A 21,779-nucleotide genomic window follows, 5' to 3' on the forward strand; every position below is an offset into this window, starting at 1 on the left:
GGGTCTTTGCCGCTGTTTGTTTCAAGTCGTCATTCTGAGCGAAGCTCAGAACCTCCGTATTGGCTTTCGCCGTTGCATTTGTTCTTGCTTCTGAGATAGGCCGGGGATTCAGCCCCGGCCTATCAGGAACACCAACAAATCCGGGCTTCAGCCCCCGGGACCTGCTCTCCGATCGCCCGCCATCTATCTCTTACGGAGCCCACCCGTGCCTCACCCCACCGACCCCCGCGCCCTCATCGCCATAGACCTCGGCGCCGAATCCTGTCGCGTCTCCCTCCTCCGCTGGATCGATTCCAAGCCCACCCTCACCCTCGTCCACCGCTTCCCAAACTCCCCCCGCGAAACCCCGCAAGGCCTCCGCTGGGACCTGGCTCACATAAAAAAGGGCCTTCACCAGGGCCTCACAGAAGCCGCCGCACTAGCCCCAGAGGGCATCCGCTCCATAGCCGTAGACGGCTGGGCCGTAGACTACGTCCGCCTCAACGAAAGCAGCGTAGCCACAGCAGACCCCTATTGCTACCGCGACGAGCGCACCTTGGCCTCTGAAGCCGCCCTCCATAAGATCATCTCCGCAGACCGCATGCGAGAGATCACCGGCATAGGCATCCTCCGCATCAACACCCTCTACCAGCAATCAGCAGACACCCCGGATAATCAGCAACGACCCTGGCTCAACCTCCCCGAGTACATCCTCCACACCCTCGGAGCCCGCCCGGTCGCCGAGTACACCAACGCCACCCACACCCAGATGATCGACCTCGCCACCCGCACCTGGTCCTCAGAAATCCTGACCGCAGCCTCCCTCCCGATAACAACCTTCCCCGAACTAGTCCCCCCCGGCACCCAGCTAGGCCGCCTGACAGGCCCCTTGGCCGCCCTTCCAGCCTACAAAGACACCATCCTCATAGCCCCCGCCACTCACGACACCGCCTCCGCCATCGCCGGCATCCCCGCCCATGGTGACGACTGGGCCTACATCTCCTCCGGCACCTGGTCTTTAGTCGGCACTCTCCTTGAGACCCCAAGCAATCACCCCGAAGCCGCCGCCGACAACTTCACCAACCTCGGCGCAGCCGGCGGCCTCACCTGCTTCCACAAGAACGTCAACGGCATGTGGCTCATCCGCCAGTCCATCGACTTCTGGTGCGAAAACGGCCAAACCTGGACCGTCCAGGACCTCGTAGCCGCAGCAGAAAAACTCCCCGCCCCCACGGACCTCCTCGACGTAGACGACCCCGACCTACTGCTCCCCGGCCACATGCCCCAGCGCATCAACAAGCAACTCACCACCCGCAGCCTGCCAAAAATCGATGAGAATGACGCCCCCGCCATCGCCAACCTCATCTTCCACTCCCTCGCCGCCCGTTACGCCCAGGTCCTTATCCACATCGCCCTCCACTCCGGCAAGACCTTCCGTCGTCTTTTCCTCGTCGGAGGCGGCAGCCAGAACCTCTTCCTCAACCGCCTCACGGAAGCCGCAACCGGCCTGCAAGTCCACAGGGGCTCCCAGGAATCCAGCACCCTCGGCAACTTCGCCATCCAGCTAGCCAGCCTCGAAACCCCCGAAGGCACCCCCATCACCCCCGCCCAGATCTCCCATTGGGCCCAGGTCCTCGAGCACGCTCCCCACACCGCACCCAAAAACTGAAGACAGAAAAAGACAAAACCACCAGATGGAAAGCCGGAGGTGTCTCTCGTCGTTTTCTCTGGAGGGACCCGCTCATCCGCCGCCCATCCCCTTCGCCCTGCAATAGTTCCATTCCGCCGCGATTAATACTTTGTTCACCCAACGAAACTTCCCTCGCCAAAATCGCGTCTCAGTTTCTATCAACGCATCATTGGAAAAATTCAGTCAAAGGAACTCGCATGGCACTTAAGCTGACCTACTGGACCCTCACCCTGATGTTCTTTGTCGCACTCACCTTCTCCTTTGAAGGTCACGCCTACGCCTACGTCGACCCAGGCTCAAGCCTGCTCCTCTTCCAAAGCGTCAGCACTGTCGCCACCGGCGTCCTATTCTACTTCCGCCGCCGCATCAAGCGCCTCTTCACCCGCACGCCTGTGAAGCCCGCCCAGCAACCCGCAATCCCTGTCCTCGCCCGCAAACAGTAACACCCGCGCAGTTCCCGTTCGGATGAGAGGGGGGCTTCAGCCCCCCGTCCACGGACGAGAAAAGAAGGGGCTTTAGCCTCGGGTCTTCCCCATCTCGGCGCAAAGCCCCTACCCACAGAACTGGCCTCTCCGTACATGATTGCTGCGCCTCCCCTCCATACCTTCCGAGATCCATCCGGCTCCGTCGAACTCCGCACCGACGCCATCTACCGCACCGTGCACGCCCCGCACGACGAAGAGCTCCTCTCCTTCCTCGCCACTCCCCTCGCCGCCACCCTCGTAGCCCAGGGTCGCCTCGTCGCTTCTGAACAAATTGAGACAAGCCCCACCGTCCTCCGCCACCCTCGCATCGCCTTCCCGTCCTATCCCTGGGAGTGGTCCCCGGCCGAGTGGCTTGCCGCCGCCGAACTCACCCTCAACCTCTCCCTCGACCTCCTCGCCGAAGGCTGGATACTCAAGGACGCCACCCCTCTCAACGTCCTCTTCAACGGCCCAGACCCAATCTTCGTAGACGTAGGCTCCATCGCCCGGCTCGACACCACCCAGCCCATCTGGTTTGCTTACGGACAGTTCATCCGCACTTTCCTGCTCCCCATGCTGGCCTATTCGCGCCTCGGCTGGCCTCTCAGCGCCACCATCGCACGCCGCGACGGCTACGAGCCCGAAGACCTCTACGCGGCGCTCCCATGGACCGCCCGCCTCCGCCAGCCCGCACTCTCCGCCGTTACCCTACCCCAGTTCCTCGCCTCAAAGAAATCCTCCGCCGCCCCCATCGCGCCCCCAAAGAAGAAGCAGGACGACCCTGAACTCGTCCAGCACATCCTCCGCAAGACCTTCACCACCCTCCTCGGCCACATGCGCCGTGCCACCCCGGCTCCCCACGCCAGCACCTGGACCGGCTACACCAACGCCCTCACCCACTATGAGCAGCAGGACCGCGATGCCAAGCTCACCTTCGTCGCAGAAGCCCTGGCCCAGTCATCCCCCACCCGAGTCCTCGACGTAGGCTGCAACAGCGGCGTCTTCTCCAACCTAGCCTTCGAGGCCGGGGCAGAAGTCGTCTCCATCGACACCGATCAGCAGACGATCGACCACCTCTCCATCACCCTCCGCAACTCCGGCAAGAAGATCCTCCCCTTGGTCGTAAACCTGGCCCACCCCACCCCCGCCGCCGGCTGGCGCAACCAGGAGTCCCGTTCCTTCCTCGACCGCACCCAAGGCACCTTCGACACCGTAATGATGCTCGCCGTCATCCACCACGTCCTCCTCCGCGAGCAGATCCCCCTGGACCGCATCGCAGACCTCTGCGCCGCCATCACCACCCGCCACCTCATCCTCGAGTGGGTCCCACCCACCGACGAAAAGTTTCTGGAACTCGTCCGCGGCCGCGAATCCATCTTCGCCCCCATTACCGAGGCCGCCTTCCGCACCATCTTCGCCCAGCACTTCTCCATCCTCCGCGAGCAGACCCTTCAGAACGGCCGCATCCTCTTCCACTTCACCAAGCCCGAACCCAGTAAGCTGGAAGCGTGAAATCAGTTCTTCGTTCCGCGTCCCTTGCCTTCGCCCTCACGACCCTCTACCTACTCAACCTCACCGGCCCCCTCATCTCGCCGGAGCACGACCTCGCCTTCCACTTTCCCGCCGCCGCCTCCATCCTCTTCCTTCCCGTCCTCATTGATATCGCCCTCCTCTTCCTCGTCCTCACGGCCGTGCTCCTCGCCGCCGCTCGCAATCGCCGCGTTCAGCTCGTCGTCTGGTCGATCCTCCTGCTTCCCATCCCCGCCATCCTCCTCAGCACCATCGCCTCCTTCTCCGGCAAGCGAGTCCCCCAGCCCCTGACCCTCGCCTTCGCCTTCCTCCCCATCCTCGCCCTGCTCTTCATCGCCGTCCGCCTCCGCCATCTCATCCCCCGCTTCCGCCGTCTCCGCCCCGCCGTCGAATCCATCTTCGCCTTCATCGCCGTCAGCGGCCTCATCATCGTCGCCGAGCTCCTCTGGTTCAACTACCAGGCCCGCAACAACAACGCCCCCCCGGTCCTTCACGTCTCAACGGTCTCGCAACCAGCCCCCAACCGCATCATCTGGCTCCTCCTCGACGAGCTCTCCTACGACCAGCTCTACGAGCACCGCTACCCCGGCCTCCAGCTCCCCGCCTTTGACCGCCTCGCCGCCCAATCCTCCCTCCTCACCCACGTCGAGCCTGCCAACGAGTTCACCCGCGTCGCCGTCCCCTCCCTCCTCACCGGCGAGATCCTCGAAGACACCCGCCAATCCTCAGACGGCCTCCACCTCGGCCTCAAGGACGACGAAACCGCCCAATGGTCCCGCCTCGACCCCGCCAACACCGTCTTCGCCGACGCCCTCGCCGCCCACTACTCCACCTCCGCCGTAGGCTGGTACGAGCCCTACTGCCGCATCTTCCCCTCCGTCCTCGACCATTGCTTCTGGATCTACGGCGACGACATCCCCGGCGGCATCTCCGCCCGCCGCACCACCTCCGCCAACGTCGTCGCCTCCTTCCAGACCCTGGGCCGCCACGTCCTTGAGAACCTCCACCTCGGCCGAACCTCGGAGGATCAGGACCAGGCCCTCCGCGACGTCCACGGCCACCGCGCCGACTACCAGGCCCTCCTCACCGCCGGTGACGCCGCCCTGGCCGATCCCAGCTCCACCTTCCTCTACCTCCACATGCCCATCCCCCACCCCTTCGGCTTCTACGACCGCCGCACCCACTCCTTCCCAGACCACCAGACCTCCTACCTCGACAACCTCGCCCTCGCCGATGAATACCTCGCCCACGTCCGCCAGATCCTGGAAAAGCAAGCCCAATGGGACAACGCCACCGTCATCGTCATGGGCGACCACTCCTGGCGCACCAGCTTCGTCTGGTCCGTCTCCCCCCACTGGACCCCCGAAGAAGACCTCGCCAGCCACCACGCCAACTACGACGAGCGCCCCGCCTACCTCATCAAGCTCCCCCACCAGCAAACCCCCACCCGCATCGGCCATCGTTTCGAGGCCTCCCACACCCGCCCCCTCATCAAAGCCCTCCTGACCCACCAACTCCAAACCCCCGCCGACCTAACCGACTGGATCGACTCCCAGCAATAACCAATAACCGCCAAAGCACAACGACTGGCCAATACCAAAGTAAGCCGTCCCTGCAATGAGCCGTCACCAAAAAAGGTCGTCATTCAGAGCCTCCGTATTGGCAGTTGCCGTTGTCGTTGCCCTATGTTTGTCATTCCCGAAGGGAATCTGCTTCTGAAGTTGCAGTTGTCCTCGCCGTTGCCTGTTTTTATCCCGCTTTTATCCTCTTTATCCGCGTTGCGCCCTTCGTCTCCCCAGCCCCGAACTCCCAAAATCCCCACCCCACACAGACCGACCCCCATTCATCTGCATCTATGCATAATGACAAGACAAGAAACTCTGGAGCCGTCCGCACATGGAATTCCACATCGCACGCTCTCTCCGAGAGAAGCTGAACATCGACGACCTCCTCTTCAGCTACACCGGCAACCTCGTCTTCGCCAACGTAGCCGCCAGCCGCAAGCTCGCGCAGCAACTAAACGACTTATCCCCGGAAAAAGCCGCCATCGCCCCCGTCAACGCCGGCGCCCTCTTCGCCATGGGGCTCATTGACGAGCTCTCCCACGCCATGATCGCCAGCTATCGTCGCGACATAGACCCCGCCGTCCTGACCGATGCCCTCGCCTTTATCGAGCAGCAAACCTCCAAAGCCGAAGTAGAAAAGCTGCTCATCACCTTCACCGAGCAGTTCCCCAACACCGCCATCCTCCGCGGCCAAATCACTGCAGCCAAATGGCTTGCAGGCACCACGGAAGGCCTCCCCAACCGCGAAGCCGCCCTCGAGGAACTCCTCCTCCTCTGGCTCGCCAACAAAAACACCGCCTTCGCCCCCTTCAAGATTCTCTTCGCGGACAAAACCCTCGAAGAAAACACAACCTACAAGACCGTAACCCCCACATTCCCCACCTACTTCGCCAGCCGCCCCCAGGTTGAGATCGGCAGTCTCCTCGACGCCCTCATCGCCCCCATGCTCGCCTCGCCGGACTCCCTCACCGGCCAGTTGGACTACATCCGCGAGCACTGGTCCAAGACCCTAGGCCCCGAACTCAAGCGCCTCCTCCTCGCCATCGACGTCCTCAAGGAAGAAGACATCGCCATCTGGATGCGCTTTCACCCGCCCACGCCGGACCGCTTCGGCCACTCGGAGCCCGGGCGCCACTCCCACGGCTTCGTCGGAGACGAGTACGTCGGCTTTGACGAGGACTTCGTCGTAGGCGCAGACGGCATCCGCCGCGCCAAAAAGTACGATAAAGACCATCAGGCCCCGCTCAACGAGTACGAAGCCTTCTCCCAGGACTACGCCTGGATGCCCAACGTCGTTCTCATGGCCAAGAGCACCTACGTCTGGCTGGAGCAGCTCTCCAAAAAATATCTCCGCCACATCTACCGCCTCGACCAGATCCCGGAAGAAGAACTCCGTCTCATGGCTGATCGCGGCATGACCGGCCTCTGGCTCATCGGCCTCTGGGAGCGCAGCACAGCCTCCCGCACCATCAAGCGCCTGCGCGGCCAGGCTGACGCCGTAGCTTCCGCTTACTCGCTCAAGGAGTACCGCATCGCTGAAGACCTCGGCGGCACCCAGGCATACGAGCACCTCCGCGATCTCGCCGCCCGTCACGGCATCCGCCTCGCCTCGGACATGGTCCCAAACCACATGGGCATAGACTCCACCTGGGTCACCGAGCACCCCGACTGGTTCATCTCCCGCAACGAGTCCCCATTCCCCGTCTACTCCTTTGAAGGCCCGGACCTCTCCACAGACTCCCGCGTCGAGATCAAAATCGACGACCACTACTACGACCAGACAGACGCCGCCGTAGCCTTCCGCCTCCGCCAGCGAGCGACCGGAGAGACCAGCTTCATCTACCACGGCAACGACGGCACCACCTTCGCCTGGAACGACACCGCCCAGCTTGACTACAGCAAGGCCTTCGTCCGCGAGCAGGTCATCCAGACCATCTTCTACGTCGCCCGTCTCTTCCCCATCATCCGTTTCGACGCGGCGATGACCCTGGCCAAGCGCCACGTCCAGCGCCTCTGGTTCCCGCTCCCCGGCGTAGGCGGCTCCATTCCTTCACGGGCTGAATCCGCCATCTCCAACGAAGAGTTTGACGCCCTCATGCCCAATGAGTTCTGGCGTGAGGTCGTAGACCGCGTCGCCGTGGAAGTCCCCGGCACCCTCCTCCTCGCGGAGGCCTTCTGGCTCCTGGAAGGCTACTTCGTCCGCACCCTCGGCATGCATCGCGTCTACAACAGCGCCTTCATGAACATGATTCGCGATGAAGAAAACGCCAAGTACCGCTCCTACCTCAAAAAGACCATCGAGTTCGACCCCGACATCCTCGGCCGCTACGTCAACTTCATGTCCAACCCTGACGAAAAGACCGCCGGCGAGCAGTTCGGCGATGGCGACAAGTTCTTCGGCTCCTGCACCCTGTTGGCCACCCTCCCCGGCCTCCCCATGTTCGCCCACGGCCAGATTGAGGGCTTCAACGAGCGGTACGGCATGGACTTCAAGCAGGCCCGCATGGATGAGCACCCCAACGAAGGCCTCATGGGCCGTTACCAGCACGAAATCGCGCCCCTGCTCAAAAAGCGTTACCTCTTCGCCGGCAGCGCCAACTTCGTCCTCTACGACTTCTGGGGAGAGCACGGCTCCGTCGACGAAAACGTCTTCGCCTACTCCAACCGCGTCGGAGACGAGCGCGCCGTCGTCCTCTACAACAACGCCTATCAGTCCACACGCGGCACCATCCACATCTCCGCCGCCTCCATGGACAAGGGCAGTGGCAACCTCGTCCAGCGCAGCATCGTAGACGGCCTCGCCGTCTCCACAGACGATGGCATGGTGCTCGCCTACCGCGATCCAGTCCGTGATCTCGAATACCTTTACCGCGCCTCGGACCTCCGCGACCGCGGCCTCACCGTCGATCTCCGCGGCTACGGCTACGTCGTCTTCCAGAACTGGCGTCAGCTTCGTTCCACCGAGCAATATCCCTGGGATCGCCTCGCGGACATGCTCCAGGGAGCCGGAGTCCGCAGCGTAGAAGAGGCCATCTCCAAACTCCGCCTCCGTCCCCTCCACGAGTCCCTCCGCCACGCCATCTGCGCCTCCCACATCGCGGCCTTTGACGATGCCGCCAAAAAAGCCGCCCACGAAACCATTTCGGACGCCGGCAACAAGATTGAAAAGCCCGCCCCTCCAGCCGCCGTCTCGGAACTCACACTCGAGCCCACCCCAACCGCCCCCTTCAGCACGCGCCTCAAGCCCTTCGTTGACGCCGGCATCACCTTCGCGGACCGCGCCAAAGAGATGCTGCCTGAGGAACCGGCTGCACCCACGCCCGAACTCACCACCAAACCAGCGGCTCAACCCACTCCAGAAGAGATCGCAACCGAGGTCTCTGCAGTCACAAAGACGCCAGTCGAACCCGTCCTTGCGCCAGAGCCCGCAGCGCCTGGAAACACCTACCAGCAAAATGCGGAAGCTCTCGCCACCGCCCTCGTAGCCCAGGCCGCAGCAGCCTTGAAAACTCCCACCCCATTACCGGCCAACAAATGGCCCATCACCCTCGCCTGGGCCACCATAGCCGCACTCCCCACCCGCCCGGACCTCACCCCCGCTGAAATCTATGACCGCCTTTACCTCCGCTCTGCCTTGGCGGAGATCTTCAACAGCCTCGGTCTGGAAGGTGAAGAAGCGTGGCGTGCCGCAGCCCTCGTCCGCATCCTCCTCACCACCCCCGACTGGACCGATCCTGACCTCCTCTGGCTCGCCGGTTCCAGCCAGTCCAACGGCATCACCTACCTCAACAAGGAACGCTTTGCTGAACTAACCGCCTGGCTCGATCTCCCAGCCATCCTCACCGGCGCGAAACCCAAAGCTGTCGACGCCATCACTGCGCTGGAGAAAGCCGGCTATCGCCTCGACCGCTACCTCGCCCCTGCAAAGCTGGAAGCTGGCAGTTCCAAGCTGACGGCTGGACAGGAAAAGCCTTCACCCACCTCACCCATATCCGAGGAAGTTGAGGTCGCTCGAAAATAATTTCTTCAAAACACTGAGCAAATTCGCATGTCAAGCCCCAAAACGACCTAACTCCTACATTCCAAAGGGAATAAAGTGGTAGTAATATAGTTGACGAATCAAGATAGAATCGTTATCTTAGATTCATGAGCAGCCCTAAGACACTTCAGCAAGCGATCATCTTCTACTCCGAACCCAAGAACTGCATTGCGGAGATGGTAGCGCAGCGTTGGCCCGATGGTGTGGTGATTTGCCCCACTTGTGGCCGCAATGACGTGTCATGGCTTGCGGCTCAGAACAAATGGCAGTGCAAGAGCAGACACGCGAAACGCCAGTTCTCCGCCAAGGTTGGGACCATCTTCGAGGATTCCCCCCTCGGTCTGGACAAATGGCTGATGGCTACCTGGATGCTTTCCAATTGCAAGAATGGAGTTTCCTCCTATGAGATTGCCCGCAACATCGGCGTAACTCAGAAGAGCGCGTGGTTTATGCTGCATCGCATCCGTCTCGCCATGACTGAGACGGATGACACCCAGCTTGGCGGCGCGGGATCGGCACCCATCGAAGTTGATGAGACTTTCGTAGGCGGCAAGGTCAAGAATATGCACAAGTCCAAGCGCGTCAAAGGCTTGAACTACTCCGCTGGCAACGGTAAGGCTATCGTCCTCGGGATGCTGGAGCGCGGTGGTAAGGTTCGCGCTGGAGTTGTAGAGAATCGCAAGCTCCCCAGCATGAACGGCCCTGTAGCGGCAAACGTAGCGGCGGGATCGCACCTCATCAGCGATGAACACGCCGTCTATCCTTTCATCGCAGCCCAGAACGCCTACTATCACGAGATCATCAAGCACGTTGAAGGCTACGTGAACGGCCATATCCACACCAATGGCATTGAGAACTTCTGGTCCTGCCTGAAGCGTGGCCTTACCGGAACCTACATCTCTGTTGAGCCGATTCACCTTGATCGTTATGTTGACGAGCAGGTTTTCCGCTTCAACAATCGCCACAAACAGACCGACGCAACCCGCTTCGCCAAGGTTCTATCCCAAGTGACTGGTAAACGCCTCACCTATGCCGAGGTCACCGGCAAGGTGCATGAAACGGCCTTCTGATCTATACAGGAGGGGACGCGGCAAGAAAGCCGTGGTGAAACCATGAGGTGCTTGCTATCATTGGCGACTCAGGCATGACGCAGAGTTTGTAGGTAGATCGCCGTGCATACTGCGATTATTCCTATTGCGATCACAGTCCAATCCAAAAGACCGAGGTTCCTCAATCGTGTTCGGAAGCCGTAGGTGGACAAGAATTGCCCTCGCGTTGAATTTGGCTGGTACTTTACTTTTGTTCTATTCATTTCAGGCCACCTCCTCTTCTTTTCGACTAATCTCGCGACCGGTGAGCGAGATTTTCAAACAGGATAGAGAGTTCTCAATCTGTGTCGAGGATTATACCCTTCTCAGCACCAACGCTAGAGGAGGAGTCATGATGGGGCATAGTGGATGCCCAAAGGGAGAAGATGACCGTCCGGCAGCCGTGGTAAACACAGAGCATCCGGCGTTCATTACCACTGGATTCATCATGATCGTCATTGGTTTTATCATCCAGTTCTTTGCTGTACCAGAACCAAAGTCAATTTCCGATCTGAGGCGTGAAATCAAAAACCTAAAGATGCGCGAGGCTGCTACGAGAGACCACGAGGTCTAGGTTTAGATGCATTAGTTTTTTTCTCAGCCTCTATGCGCTTCTGAAGCTCTTCTTTAGAGACACTCAGAATCTTCTTCATTGCCGAATCGAAGTTCTCACGTTCCGTCATATGTTTCCTCCGTACTCTGCGTTGAAGCGTCTTCTGACATACGCTCTAGCTTTAGAAGAAATCTGGGCTATAGCTCCGTCCTTAGTTTGTGCGATAAAACCAGACACGCCAATTCTTGCTTCTTCACGCCCAATGCAGTGTCCCATAGTTCTAGGATTTAGCAGTATAGGAGCGCACATTTCTGTCTTCTTGCTCTTCACATCTCGCAGAGCTTGAAGGAGTGCATATGCAGCAAAATCAGACGGCTCAAGAATTCTACTTTTAGGGATAGCCGACCATTTAGCTACTCTTGGTAGGCCTCCTGGGGTTTTCCACTCTTCCATTTCAAATGCCAATTTTAGGAAAGATTCACGAACTCCTGAGAACTCATCTTGCTGCTCGCAGATAACTTCAACTCTGTCCTCGGGAGGCAGAACGGCCATGGAGTAACCCAAAACCATGAGCATAGCTAAGTGATAGCCACTGGCTATTACTTCTCCCAAAGTTCCCTGTATCAAATCCAAGTAATCGCTAACTTTCACCGAAGCGTACACGAGGGTAAGCCCACATTGACTAGGGATTCCACCCAAATCAGCGAGCATGGCTGTATGCCTGTTTCGTTTCCAGCGAAGATCTTTCATGTGAAGGCTTGGGCGATTATGGCGAGCCAGACTTTCACCCCATAGCCTCATGCACAAATTCCACGATTCATCATTGCCAATGAAGCCAGCTACTACCGCATAACCGTCGTTTTGCTCTAAGCTCTCATCGAGATACATTGTCAGCATTAGGGCGAAACTCGCGGGGAAGTCATGAGGAGAACAGCATAAACCCTCAAGATCAGCGTGCGCATAGGTATTCATTTCCCATTCTTCAGTCTGTTGAGTTCACTACCCAACTTTAGTGGAAAACATCTTGATTCGTCAAGTATGTTATTACCAATAAAGTTGGGGTATTCCCCCTGTGCAATCACGTATAATTAATGCATACCCGAAAATCAGCAGAAGTACCTCAAGCAGAGCCTAAGTCCTTTAGATGCAAGACTTTGCAGCTCAGGTCCTGTGTTTTCAAGATCTTACATGCCTAGTCCAGACCTAAACTATCTGGAATGAAGACTTTAGATCGAAACAGGCAGGGTGGGGGTACCCCCTCGGCCACGGAGAATCTGCATTGAACCAAGGCTCCCGCCTCGCGCTCCTGGCCCTGATTGCAGCCCTCACGCTCCCCGCCGGAGCCGCCGTCCCAAATCGGGAAGAGCAGGCTCGTTGGAGCCGTGAAGCAGCAGCCGTCCAGATCGTCCGCGATGACTGGGGCATAGCCCACGTCCACGGCAAGACAGACGCCGACGCAGTCTTCGGCATGATCTACGCGCAGGCCGAGGACGACTTCAACCGGGTCGAGTCGAACTACCTCGACTCCCTCGGCCGCCGCGCGGAGTCCGAAGGCGAAAGCAAGATCTACCAGGACCTGCGCCAGAAGCTCTTCATAGACCCTGAAGCCCTGAAGAAGGAGTACGCCGCCAGCCCCCAGTGGCTGCAGCAACTCATGAACGCCTGGGCCGACGGCCTCAACTTCTACCTCGCAAAACACCCCGAGGTCAAACCCAAAGTCATCCAGCGCTTCGAGCCATGGATGGCCCTCTCCTTCACCGAAGGCTCCATCGGGGGCGACATTGAACGAGTCGATCTAAAGAAACTGGAGGCCTTCTACACCCACAAACCCCTCGTAGCCGAGGTCGTAAACCCGAAGGAAGAGCCCGAGCCAAAAGGCTCCAACGGCTTCGCCATCGCCCCCTCCAACTCCGCCTCCCACCACGCTCTCCTCTGGATCAACCCACACACCTCCTTCTTCTTCCGGTCGGAGCTCCAGATGACCAGCGATCAGGGTCTCAACGCCTACGGCGCCGTCACCTGGGGCCAGATCTTCATCTACCAGGGCTTCAACGACCGCGCCGGATGGATGCACACCTCCTCCAACGTAGACGCGGTAGACGAGTACCTCGAGTCCATCCACGGCACCGAAGGCCACTACACCTACATCTACGCCGGCACGGAACATCCGGTCACCCAGCGCCAGATCACCGTCCCCTACGCCACCCCCCAGGGCCCCGCACAAAAGACCTTCACCGCCCTCTACACCAGCCACGGCCCCATCATCCGCGAAGAAAATGGAAAGTGGGTCTCCATCCAGCTCATGCAGGAGCACATCAAGGCCCTCGAGCAGTCCTACACCCGCACCAAGGCCCGCAACTACCAGCAGTACCTCCAGACCATGGAGCTCAAGGCCAACTCCTCCAACAACACCATCTTCGCCGACGCCGACGGCGACATCGCCTACTGGCACGGCAACTACATTCCCCGCCGCGACCCCCGCTTCAACTACACCCACCCTGTAGACGGCACAGACCCCGCCACCGACTGGCACGGCCTCCTCACCGTAGCCGAGACCCCTCACCTCCTCAACCCCGCCAGCGGCTTCCTCTTCAACGTCAACAACTGGCCCTGGGCCGGCGCAGGCTCCAGCAGCCTCCACCAGAAGGACTACCCCGCCTACGTCGAGCAGGGAACAGAGACCCCCCGCGGCCTCCACGCCATCCGCGTCCTCGACGGCAAGACCGGCTTCACCCCCGCCTCCCTCATCGCCGCCGCCTTCGACAGCTACCTCCCCTGGTTCGACAAGCCCATCCCCGCCCTCCAGGCCGCCTGGAGCGCTCTACCCCCCACCGACCCCACAAAATCCAAACTAGCCCTCCAGGTCGAGACCCTCCGCGACTGGAACCACCGCTGGTCGTCTGACTCCTTCGCCACCTCCCTCGCCGTCTACTGGGCAGAGGAGGTCCGCGCCAAACTCACCCCCGCCGCCCGCAAAGCCGGCCTCTCCGTAGAGGAGTACAGCACCACCCCAGCCGCCGCCCCCATCCTTATCGCGGCTTTGAACAACGCCTCCACCCAGCTCACCACCGACTTCGGCACCTGGAAGACCCCCTGGGGAGACATCAACCGCTTCCAGCGCCTCGACGGCCAGATTATCCAGCCCTTCAACGACGCCAAACCCAGCCAGGCCGTCCCCTTCACCTCCTCCCTCTGGGGCTCTCTCGCCTCCTTCGGCGCGAAGACCTACCCCGGCACCAAAAAGCGTTACGGCACCAACGGCAATAGCTTCGTCGCAGTCGTTGAATTTGGAGACAAGATCCGTGCCCGCGCCGTCACCGCCGGCGGCGAAAGCGGCCACCCCGAATCGAAGCACTTTGACGACGAAGTCTCCCGCTACATCACCGGCGACCTCCGCGACATCTACTTCTACCCCGACCAGCTCAAAGGCCACACAGAGCGCACCTACCGCCCGGGCGAGTAGACGTTCCAAAGACAACTCTCCAGACCTTCACCTCGTCTCACCTCAAGCGAATGAATGGCGAATAAGCCGCTCGCAAAAATGAGGTGTCACCGATGAGTGAACGCGAAGTAGTCCTGGACCAGCCGCAAGTAACAGACGAACAATCAGAAGCGTTACGCAACGCCACAGAGCGTGCCGAAAAAGCTGAAGCAGAGCTTGCCAAACTGAAGACTGCAAAGGCCCCTGCCCGAACCTCGGAAGAGACCAAGCAACCGCCGAGTCCTAGTACAGAGATCAACACCGCCGACGTTGAAGATGAGGAGAGCCCAGACGTAGAAACTTCTGGCTCGGCGGACACAGGTGGCGTTGAAGAACTCCGTAAGGACTCCATGATGGCCCACCTGCTGGACTCGCTGGCAGCAGGCAAGGATATAGGCCACCACGGAAGGCTCGTCTTTGCCATGGTCGCTCGCCACTTCCTCCCGCACGATGAGGTGCTGCGCTACCTGACGCATGACAAGGACTTCTCAAATGAGCAGGCGCTCCTTATGCTGCGTCAGGTCGAAGGCCGCGACTACAGCCCACCTAAGCGCGAACGCATCTTGGAGTGGCAGAGTCAGCAGGACTTCCCCATCCTTCCCGATCCTGAAGACCCGGACTGCGGCAACCTCTACCGCAACCTGAAGTTCCCGACCGAGATCTACGATCACATTGGTCACTATCAGGAAGAAAAGCTGCACTCTGGCGAGTAACTAAGTGCTCTGCAACTCCGCCGCAATCGCATCCCATAGCGCCAGGCGGGCCTCTACGGCTTCGACAGCCGCGTCGCCCGCCTCGAGCCATTTCAACTCATCATCGCCACAAAGATTCGCCACCATCTGCAGCGCCATCGGCCCATGCTCGTCGCCGTCCACTTCAATGTGCCGGTCCAGGTACCACCGAAACAGCGTTAGTTGCCCGCTCAACCGATCATCCTGGTCTCGGATAAAGCCACGGAAGATATCCGGGATCAGGTCTTCACGCCCAAACGTAAACGCAGCCGCAATCTCGTGCAGCCTTCCACCCGCGATCACGCGAAACGTCTCCGCCACGAATGCTTGTGCAGCCCTCGAAGCCCCAGCCTGAGCCAATGCCTTCGGAACGGACAATCCATTGTTCAGAAATGTAATCACCGCCTCGATCGTGACCGTTGGCGCTCCGCACGCCCGCATCGCCTCCAGATAAAGCTCAAAGTGGCTGACAGGACGTCCTTCATAGGCATCAGACTCTTCCCCAAGCACGATCTCGTTGACCAACCGACGGCTGGAAGCATCGGCCGTAGGAACCCATGGAACCTCTACCGACGTCAGCCCCCGCTGCAACGTCTTCAGCAGACTCATGAAGTCCCAAACCGCAAAAACATGGGTCGCCATGAACATGCGGACGTCCGCCACCGAGTGAAAGGAACGGTAAAGGGGATGCGCCGCCAGCTTCGCATAAAGAGGAGCGAGACGCTCCTGAAGAACTTCCAGGGCAGGCGAAATGGTTGCAGGCGATTCAATCAGTGCGTTGCTCATAGATGTCCTTGAGACGAGGCAGATGCCCCAGTCAGATTGAAGAAGAGTTTCGGCAGTCATCGCACTGGCAGACGCGCCGCAGGTAGTCCCAGGAGTAGATCCCGCTCTCATGGCCGTCGTTCCACTTGAACCGGATCGCATACTTGCCGACAGGAGTTACATCCACAGGACGCGGCGGAGCCTGGTACAGCACCAGCGGGCCGGTGGGTGCCGAAGGCTTGACCTCGCCCGGCTTGCGGCCGGAGGCGTTTCGTTCCTCATTGCAGGTCGCGCACGGACAACCAGCCCTCAGCCACGCAAAGTTCCAGGCGCTGTGATGCCCGTCCTTCCACTCGATCGCGACGCCGGTCCCCTCGGACTTCATGACGCGCACCTTCAGCGGGGTTACAACTTCAGCAGGGAGACGCTGCTCCGCCGCGCTCTCGCGCCGTGCGGTCTCTTCACTGACGATTCGGATTCCTTCATGGCTCATAGGGACAGCTTCCTGCTTGCTTCCATTTTATTGTTTCCAGAAAAAGTATCCGGCAATCACAACACCGGTGATGACGACCACAGCTCGCAGCACGCTTGGATTCATGGTCTTCGCATAACGAGCCCCCACGAACCCGCCCACCGCCGCAAACACCATGGAGATGAGGCAGTAGTGCCACAGGATTCGGCCGCTGATGATGAAAGTGAAAATAGCGCAGAGGTTTGAAGCGCAGGCGGCGACCACCTTCAGTGCATTCAACTCGTGCATCTGCTCCATGCCGAAGAGCGCCAGAACCGTCATCACCAGGAACCCGCCACCCGCCCCAAAGTAACCGATGTAGAAGCAGATCGGCAGCAGGGCCAGCGCCAGAGGAACGCTTGGAATCTTCGGCTCGCCGTGATGCTCCGCCGCCGCATGGATCGATCGTGCCCTCAGCCAGCGTGAGATCGGCCCGCTGATTCCGAAGATCAAAGCCCCGGTCAGCAGCAGCCATGGAATCAGGTGCAGGAACGTGAGCTGTCTGGTGTGCAGCAGGACCTCGGCCCCGGTCACCCCGCCGATTACCGATGTTCCAAGAACGACCGGCAGCAGCTCCCGGCGTATATCTCCTCGTAGCGTGGCAAGCGAGGTCAATTGTCCTGGCCAGAGGGCGACAGTGTTGGTCGCGTTCGCTTCAATCGGCGGCACACCCATAGCCAGCATCGCCGGAAATGAGATGAAGGACCCGCCCCCGGCCATCGCATTCATGACCCCCGCGACGAGGGAGGCTGTGACGAGCCAGAGGTAGTGCCAATGTGTTGAAACGCTAGAAAACATCCTCTTCCCATTGTAGAGCTACTCTAAGAGCGAGCATTCCATTCTTCGTCCGGTAGCCGGGGCGTCGCGGCGATGAGGCGCTGCGTATAGGCCTCCCGGGGCCGCTCACACACCTGCAGCACATCCCCAATCTCGACCAGTTTGCCGTTCTGCATCACCGCTACCCGGTCCGCCAGGTAGCGCACCAGAGGCATCGAGTGGGAGATAAACAGGTAGGTGAGCCCATGCGTTCGCTGCAGGTCCTTTAGTAGATTAATGACCTGAGCTCCCACAGAAACGTCCAGCGCACTCACCGGCTCGTCGAGCGCCAGGAACTCAGGCTTGAGGGCGAGAGCGCGGGCTATGTTGATCCTCTGCCGCTGCCCGCCGGAGAACTCGTGCGGATAACGCGAGAGCACATCCGGAGACAGCCCCACGTCCCCCATCAACTCATCCAGCCTCTGCCTGACCGCATCGCGAGAAAAGCCGCCTTGAATCGCAAAGGGCTCGGAGATGATCTGCCGAATATTCATCCGCGGGTTCAGGGCCGCGTAGGGGTCCTGGAACACCATCTGAATGCGCCGCCTTAGGTGCCGCATCTTCTTCGTCTTCGCCGCCAGCAGGTCAATGCCATCAAAGCCGATCTGTCCGGCGCTCGGTTCGACCAGGCGCAACAGCATCCGGGCGACCGTACTCTTTCCTGAGCCGGATTCGCCGACTAATCCCAGCGTCTCTCCGCGCTGAATCGAGAACGAAACCTCATCGACGACGCGCTTGGAGCCATACTGCTTCGTCAGGCCGCTGATCTCAAAAAGAGGCGCGTTCATCCGAGCTGTGGATGCTGCTTATGGAAGCCCGTCGCCTGCTGATAAGCACGCGCAAACGCGGCCAGCCGAGCATCCGAGTACAGGTTGCCGAGGAAGGTGAGGGAGACCGGTGTACCCGGTCCGCCCGTGTTGTCCAGTGCTCCATCTGCGTCGTTCGGTGAGGGTGGTGCATCCGTCCCCCGGAGGCCGTTGGGCACGATGACAGCGGGGTAGCCGGTCAGATTGGTCGCCGTGAGCTGGATTCCCTGGGACGGTGTGACGATCACGTCTACCTGCGTGAAGAGCTCTGCCATGGCCTTGATGGCGAGGGTGCGGGCACGCATCGCCTGAATGTAATCCACGGCTGAGTAGAAGCGTGCGACACGGAAGTTGTTAGGCCAGTCGAACGGCTGCTGGCCGGTCAGCAGCTTATCACGGCCGGAGCGGGTGAGCTCGTCGAAGGCGGCGGCACCCTCGGCTTCGAGGACTGGCACCATTGCGGCAAAGGGAAGCTTGGGCATCTCCACTGGAACCATGTGGACACCCATCTTGGTGAGTTGGGAGAGAGCTGCCTGGTTGAACTGTGCGTCGTACGTGGTGCGGACAAGGTTGGCCTGCATGCGCGTCACGCGCTTCTTGTAGGCCTCCATCTCGGTGTCGCCGCCAGCGGTCGGCGCTTTGAGCTCGGGCATCGTTGGTGCGTCGAAGGCGGACTTGATGAAGCCGACGCGGAGTTTGCGCCAATCGAACTCGGCGTCCCAGTTGAAGGCGGCGGGCTTGACGGCGAGATCATGACCGTCCGGTCCGGTGATGACGGAGAGAACCAGGGCGCAGTCTTCCACGGAGCGGCAGATGGGGCCGATCTTGTCCATGCTCCAGCTCAGGGCCATGGCCCCGGTGCGGGGGACGAAACCGTAGGTCGGGCGGAGGCCGGTGACTCCGCAGCGTGTGCTCGGGCTGGAGATGGAGCCTAGTGTCTCCGTCCCGATGGCGAAGGCTACGCAGCCTGCCGAGGTGGCGGATGCCGATCCGGCTGAGGAGCCGCTGGAGCCCTGGCGGGGGTTCCAGGGGTTGCGGGTGCGGCCCCCGAACCAGAGGTCGCCTTGTGCCAGCGCGCCCATGCTGAGCTTGGCGATGAGGATGGCACCGGCGGCGTCGAGACGCTTGACGACCTCCGCGTCTTCATCGAAAGTCTGGTGCTCGAAGCCGGCGGCCCCCCAGGTGGTGGGGTAGCCCTTGACGGCGAGGAGGTCTTTGCCGCCCCAGGGGATGCCGTGGAGGGGGCCTCGGTAGTGGCCGGCTGCTATCTCCTGGTCGGCCTGGGCGGCCTGCTTGAGGGCGCGCTCCTCGGTGAGGGTGATAACGAAGTGGAGCCTGGAGTCCAGCCGCTTTAGGCGGGCGAGATACATCCGTGTCAGCGTTGTGGGTGTCACGCGCTTGGTGCGGAGCAACTCGGCCAGCTCGCGGACGGTGGCGAAGGCGAGGGTCTCGGCGGCTGCGTCAGGGTTCTGCTGGGTGAGCTTTGCCGTGAGCGCTGTGAGGTCAGGCGCGGAACTCATGCGAAGTGGTTGTTTTGTTGTGTCGAGGACCATGCCGCCGGGGACTGGGTCGAAGACCATGGCGGGGGCGACGGAGTTCGGCAAGGGGAGCTTGCGGATCTCCTGGACGTCGTCGCGCTGGGCGTTGAGGCCGTCGAGCATGGCGGCCTTCAGGGGCTCGTCGATGGTGATGCCTGCGATCGCCGCGGCGTTGTCGATCATCGCTGCCGTGATCTTCGGCAGCGATGGGGCCGCATCCGGGGCTAACTGCGTTGTGGCCAGGGCGAGGAGGGCACCGGGGAAGACGGTGTGGCCCAGGCCGGCGGTGGCGCAGACGGCGAGGAAGCGGCGGCGAGTTGCGTCGGTTGAGGTCGGCATCGTGTGGGGCCTCGTTAGGTTCTGACTACGGTTCTCAAGCTCAGGTCGCGGAGTTGCTGGTCCGAGACGGGGGTGGGGGCGTCGACCATGAGGTCGATGGCCCTGGCTGTCTTGGGGAAGGCTATGACCTCGCGGAGGCTGGTGGCGCCGGCGAGGATCATGACGATGCGGTCGAGGCCGAGGGCGATGCCGCCGTGGGGCGGGGTGCCATACTCGAGGGCATCGAGGAAGAAGCCGAAGCGTGCCTTCTGCTCCTCGTCGGACATGCCGAGGGAGCGGAAGATCTCTGCCTGCACGTCCTTGCGGTGGATACGGATGGAACCCGATCCGAGCTCGGTGCCGTTGAGGACGATGTCGTAGGCGAGGGCGCGGACGGCACCCTTGTCACTGACCAGTCGGCCGGAGGTGATGTCATCCTCATGCGGGCTGGTGAAGGGGTGGTGCGCGGCCTGCCAGACCTTGGCCTCCTCGTCCCATTCGTACATGGGGAAGTCGGTGACCCAGCAGAACTTGTAGTCGGCTGCGGTGCCGGTCTGCTTGAAGAGGCCATGCTTGTCCGCGAACTTTTTGGCTAGTTCAAGGCGGAGGGCACCCACCTTCTTGTAGATCCACTGGGGATCGTAGTTCCAACGCTCGGGGGTACCGAGCTTGGGGGTGATGACGACGACCAGGTCGGCTTCGGCGGGCTTCATCTCGTCCGCGATGGCGGCAGCGAGAGGCGCGAAGGTCTCGTTGGTCTTGAGGCGGGCGACGTCGAGGAAGTCGAGGCCGGTCTCGCCGAAGAAGGTGCGGATCTCTTCGATGAGCGATCGTTTTTGCGTTCCGCTGAGGGTGCCGGCGGAGGGGATGACGAAGCCCAGGATCGGCAGTGCCTGCTCGATCTTGAGCTGGGTGCGGAGGTCCGGGGTGACGGTGTCGGTGAGGTCGGTCATGGCGGGTAGGCGCATGTCCGGCTTGTCGATGCCATAGTGGCGGATGGCTTCGTCGTAGGTCATCTGGACGAAGGGTGGCTGGAGCGTGATGTTGGCGGCCTTGAAGGCTGCGGTGAGGAAGCCTTCGACGATGCGGAAGATGCGCTCCTGGGAGGGGAACGTGGTTTCGAGGTCGATCTGGGTGAACTCCGGCTGGCGGTCTGCGCGGAGGTCCTCGTCGCGGAAGCAGCGTGCGATCTGGAAGTACTTGTCAAAGCCCGAGACCATGAGGATCTGTTTGAAGATCTGGGGGGACTGGGGCAGGGCGTAGAACTCGCCGGCGTGAACACGGCTGGGGACGAGGTAGTCGCGCGCGCCTTCCGGAGTCGAGCGGGTCATGAAGGGTGTTTCGATCTCCAGGAAGCCGTCGTCCGAGAGGTAGTTGCGGATGGCACGGGCGACCTCATGGCGGAGCCTGAAGTTGTGCTGCATCTCCGGCCGGCGGAGGTCGAGGTAGCGGTACTTGAGGCGGACCTCCTCGTTGGCGATGGCGTCCTCGGCGGGCGAGAAGGGTGGCGTCTTCGCGTCGTTGAGGAGCAGAAGCTCGGTGGCGACGACCTCGATGTCGCCGGTGGGCATCTTCGGGTTGCGAAGGTCTGCGTCGCGGAGGCGGACCTGGCCGACGGCGGCTACGACGAACTCTGGCCGGGCGGACTCGGCTTTGAGGTGGGCGGCGGCACCGCGCTCTTTATCGAGTACGATCTGGGTGATTCCGGTGCGGTCACGGACGTCGAGGAAGATTAAGTTGCCGTGGTCGCGGCGGCGGTTGACCCAGCCCATGAGGACTACGGGTTGGCCGTCATTGGCGGCGCGAAGGTCTCCGCACATGTGAGTGCGTTCAAGGGTGCCTAGAAAGTCGAGTGTCACGATAGTCCCATTGTAAGCGGGATTTCCATGGCTGAATTATGGCTGC

Annotated in this window: 16 protein-coding genes; 9 read left to right on the top strand and 7 right to left on the bottom strand. The window is 61.0% G+C overall.

The genetic code is table 11. The features are described 5' to 3' along the window. The first annotated feature begins 205 nt into the window (after positions 1-205). The 7 genes from ACIX9_RS03130 (at position 206) to ACIX9_RS03160 (ending at position 10,929) form a co-directional block, all read left to right on the top strand. Positions 206-1,648: a rhamnulokinase gene (locus ACIX9_RS03130; RefSeq protein ID WP_013579024.1), complete on the top strand. Its 1,443-nt coding sequence runs from the start codon at positions 206-208 to the stop codon at positions 1,646-1,648. A 218-nt stretch (positions 1,649-1,866) separates the two neighbouring features. Then, positions 1,867-2,112: a hypothetical protein gene (locus ACIX9_RS03135; RefSeq protein ID WP_013579025.1), complete on the top strand. Its 246-nt coding sequence runs from the start codon at positions 1,867-1,869 to the stop codon at positions 2,110-2,112. Between the two features lie 135 nt (positions 2,113-2,247). Continuing rightward, positions 2,248-3,645 carry a class I SAM-dependent methyltransferase gene (locus ACIX9_RS03140; RefSeq protein ID WP_013579026.1) on the top strand — a complete coding sequence of 466 codons (1,398 nt, stop codon included), beginning with the start codon at positions 2,248-2,250 and terminating at the stop codon, positions 3,643-3,645. Then, the gene (locus ACIX9_RS03145; RefSeq protein ID WP_013579027.1) at positions 3,642-5,225 is read left to right on the top strand and encodes a sulfatase-like hydrolase/transferase; all 1,584 of its coding nucleotides are present in this window, start codon (positions 3,642-3,644) and stop codon (positions 5,223-5,225) included. The genes ACIX9_RS03140 and ACIX9_RS03145 overlap by 4 nt, the downstream gene beginning before the upstream one ends. Before the next feature lie 334 nt (positions 5,226-5,559). Further along, positions 5,560-9,249, top strand: coding sequence for an alpha-amylase family protein (locus ACIX9_RS03150; protein WP_013579028.1), 3,690 nt, complete (start codon positions 5,560-5,562; stop codon positions 9,247-9,249). A gap of 125 nt (positions 9,250-9,374) precedes the next feature. Beyond that, positions 9,375-10,337 carry an IS1595 family transposase gene (locus tag ACIX9_RS03155; protein ID WP_013579029.1) on the top strand — a complete coding sequence of 321 codons (963 nt, stop codon included), beginning with the start codon at positions 9,375-9,377 and terminating at the stop codon, positions 10,335-10,337. A gap of 283 nt (positions 10,338-10,620) precedes the next feature. After that, positions 10,621-10,929, top strand: coding sequence for a hypothetical protein (locus ACIX9_RS03160; protein WP_157477243.1), 309 nt, complete (start codon positions 10,621-10,623; stop codon positions 10,927-10,929). A gap of 105 nt (positions 10,930-11,034) precedes the next feature. Here ACIX9_RS03160 and ACIX9_RS03165 read toward each other — a convergent pair whose 3' ends face one another. Continuing rightward, positions 11,035-11,619 carry a hypothetical protein gene (locus ACIX9_RS03165; RefSeq protein ID WP_198152146.1) on the bottom strand — a complete coding sequence of 195 codons (585 nt, stop codon included), beginning with the start codon at positions 11,617-11,619 and terminating at the stop codon, positions 11,035-11,037. Positions 11,620-12,187: 568 nt separating this feature from the next. Between ACIX9_RS03165 and ACIX9_RS03170 the strand changes: the two genes are divergently transcribed. Together ACIX9_RS03170 and ACIX9_RS26255 are read left to right on the top strand one after the other, a co-directional pair. Beyond that, positions 12,188-14,371 carry a penicillin acylase family protein gene (locus ACIX9_RS03170; RefSeq protein ID WP_013579033.1) on the top strand — a complete coding sequence of 728 codons (2,184 nt, stop codon included), beginning with the start codon at positions 12,188-12,190 and terminating at the stop codon, positions 14,369-14,371. 92 nt (positions 14,372-14,463) lie between these two features. Then, positions 14,464-15,102 carry a hypothetical protein gene (locus ACIX9_RS26255; RefSeq protein WP_013579034.1) on the top strand — a complete coding sequence of 213 codons (639 nt, stop codon included), beginning with the start codon at positions 14,464-14,466 and terminating at the stop codon, positions 15,100-15,102. Here the strand turns inward: ACIX9_RS26255 and ACIX9_RS03180 are convergent, their stop codons facing one another. Genes ACIX9_RS03180 through aspS form a run of 6 tightly spaced genes read right to left on the bottom strand, consistent with a single transcriptional unit; the run spans position 15,103 to position 21,694 of the window. Next, entirely contained in the window at positions 15,103-15,906 is an 804-nt protein-coding gene (locus ACIX9_RS03180) for a DUF3050 domain-containing protein (RefSeq protein WP_013579035.1), read from the bottom strand. It abuts the gene before it with no gap. A 31-nt stretch (positions 15,907-15,937) separates the two neighbouring features. Beyond that, entirely contained in the window at positions 15,938-16,378 is a 441-nt protein-coding gene (locus ACIX9_RS03185; RefSeq protein ID WP_013579036.1) for a gamma-butyrobetaine hydroxylase-like domain-containing protein, read from the bottom strand. Between the two features lie 27 nt (positions 16,379-16,405). Continuing rightward, positions 16,406-17,194 carry a sulfite exporter TauE/SafE family protein gene (locus ACIX9_RS03190; protein ID WP_013579037.1) on the bottom strand — a complete coding sequence of 263 codons (789 nt, stop codon included), beginning with the start codon at positions 17,192-17,194 and terminating at the stop codon, positions 16,406-16,408. A gap of 23 nt (positions 17,195-17,217) precedes the next feature. Further along, positions 17,218-18,000 (bottom strand): ATP-binding cassette domain-containing protein, encoded by a 783-nt coding sequence (locus ACIX9_RS03195; RefSeq protein WP_013579038.1) that lies wholly within the window; start codon positions 17,998-18,000, stop codon positions 17,218-17,220. Then, the gene (locus ACIX9_RS03200; protein ID WP_013579039.1) at positions 17,997-19,895 is read right to left on the bottom strand and encodes an amidase; all 1,899 of its coding nucleotides are present in this window, start codon (positions 19,893-19,895) and stop codon (positions 17,997-17,999) included. The genes ACIX9_RS03195 and ACIX9_RS03200 overlap by 4 nt, the downstream gene beginning before the upstream one ends. A gap of 14 nt (positions 19,896-19,909) precedes the next feature. Continuing rightward, complete coding sequence (gene aspS, locus ACIX9_RS03205) at positions 19,910-21,694, bottom strand: aspartate--tRNA ligase (RefSeq protein WP_049789194.1); 1,785 nt, start codon at positions 21,692-21,694, stop codon at positions 19,910-19,912. Between the last annotated feature and the right edge of the window lie 85 nt (positions 21,695-21,779).

Origin of the sequence: Granulicella tundricola MP5ACTX9, assembly GCF_000178975.2 — a bacterium.
Taxonomy (GTDB): domain Bacteria; phylum Acidobacteriota; class Terriglobia; order Terriglobales; family Acidobacteriaceae; genus Edaphobacter; species Edaphobacter tundricola.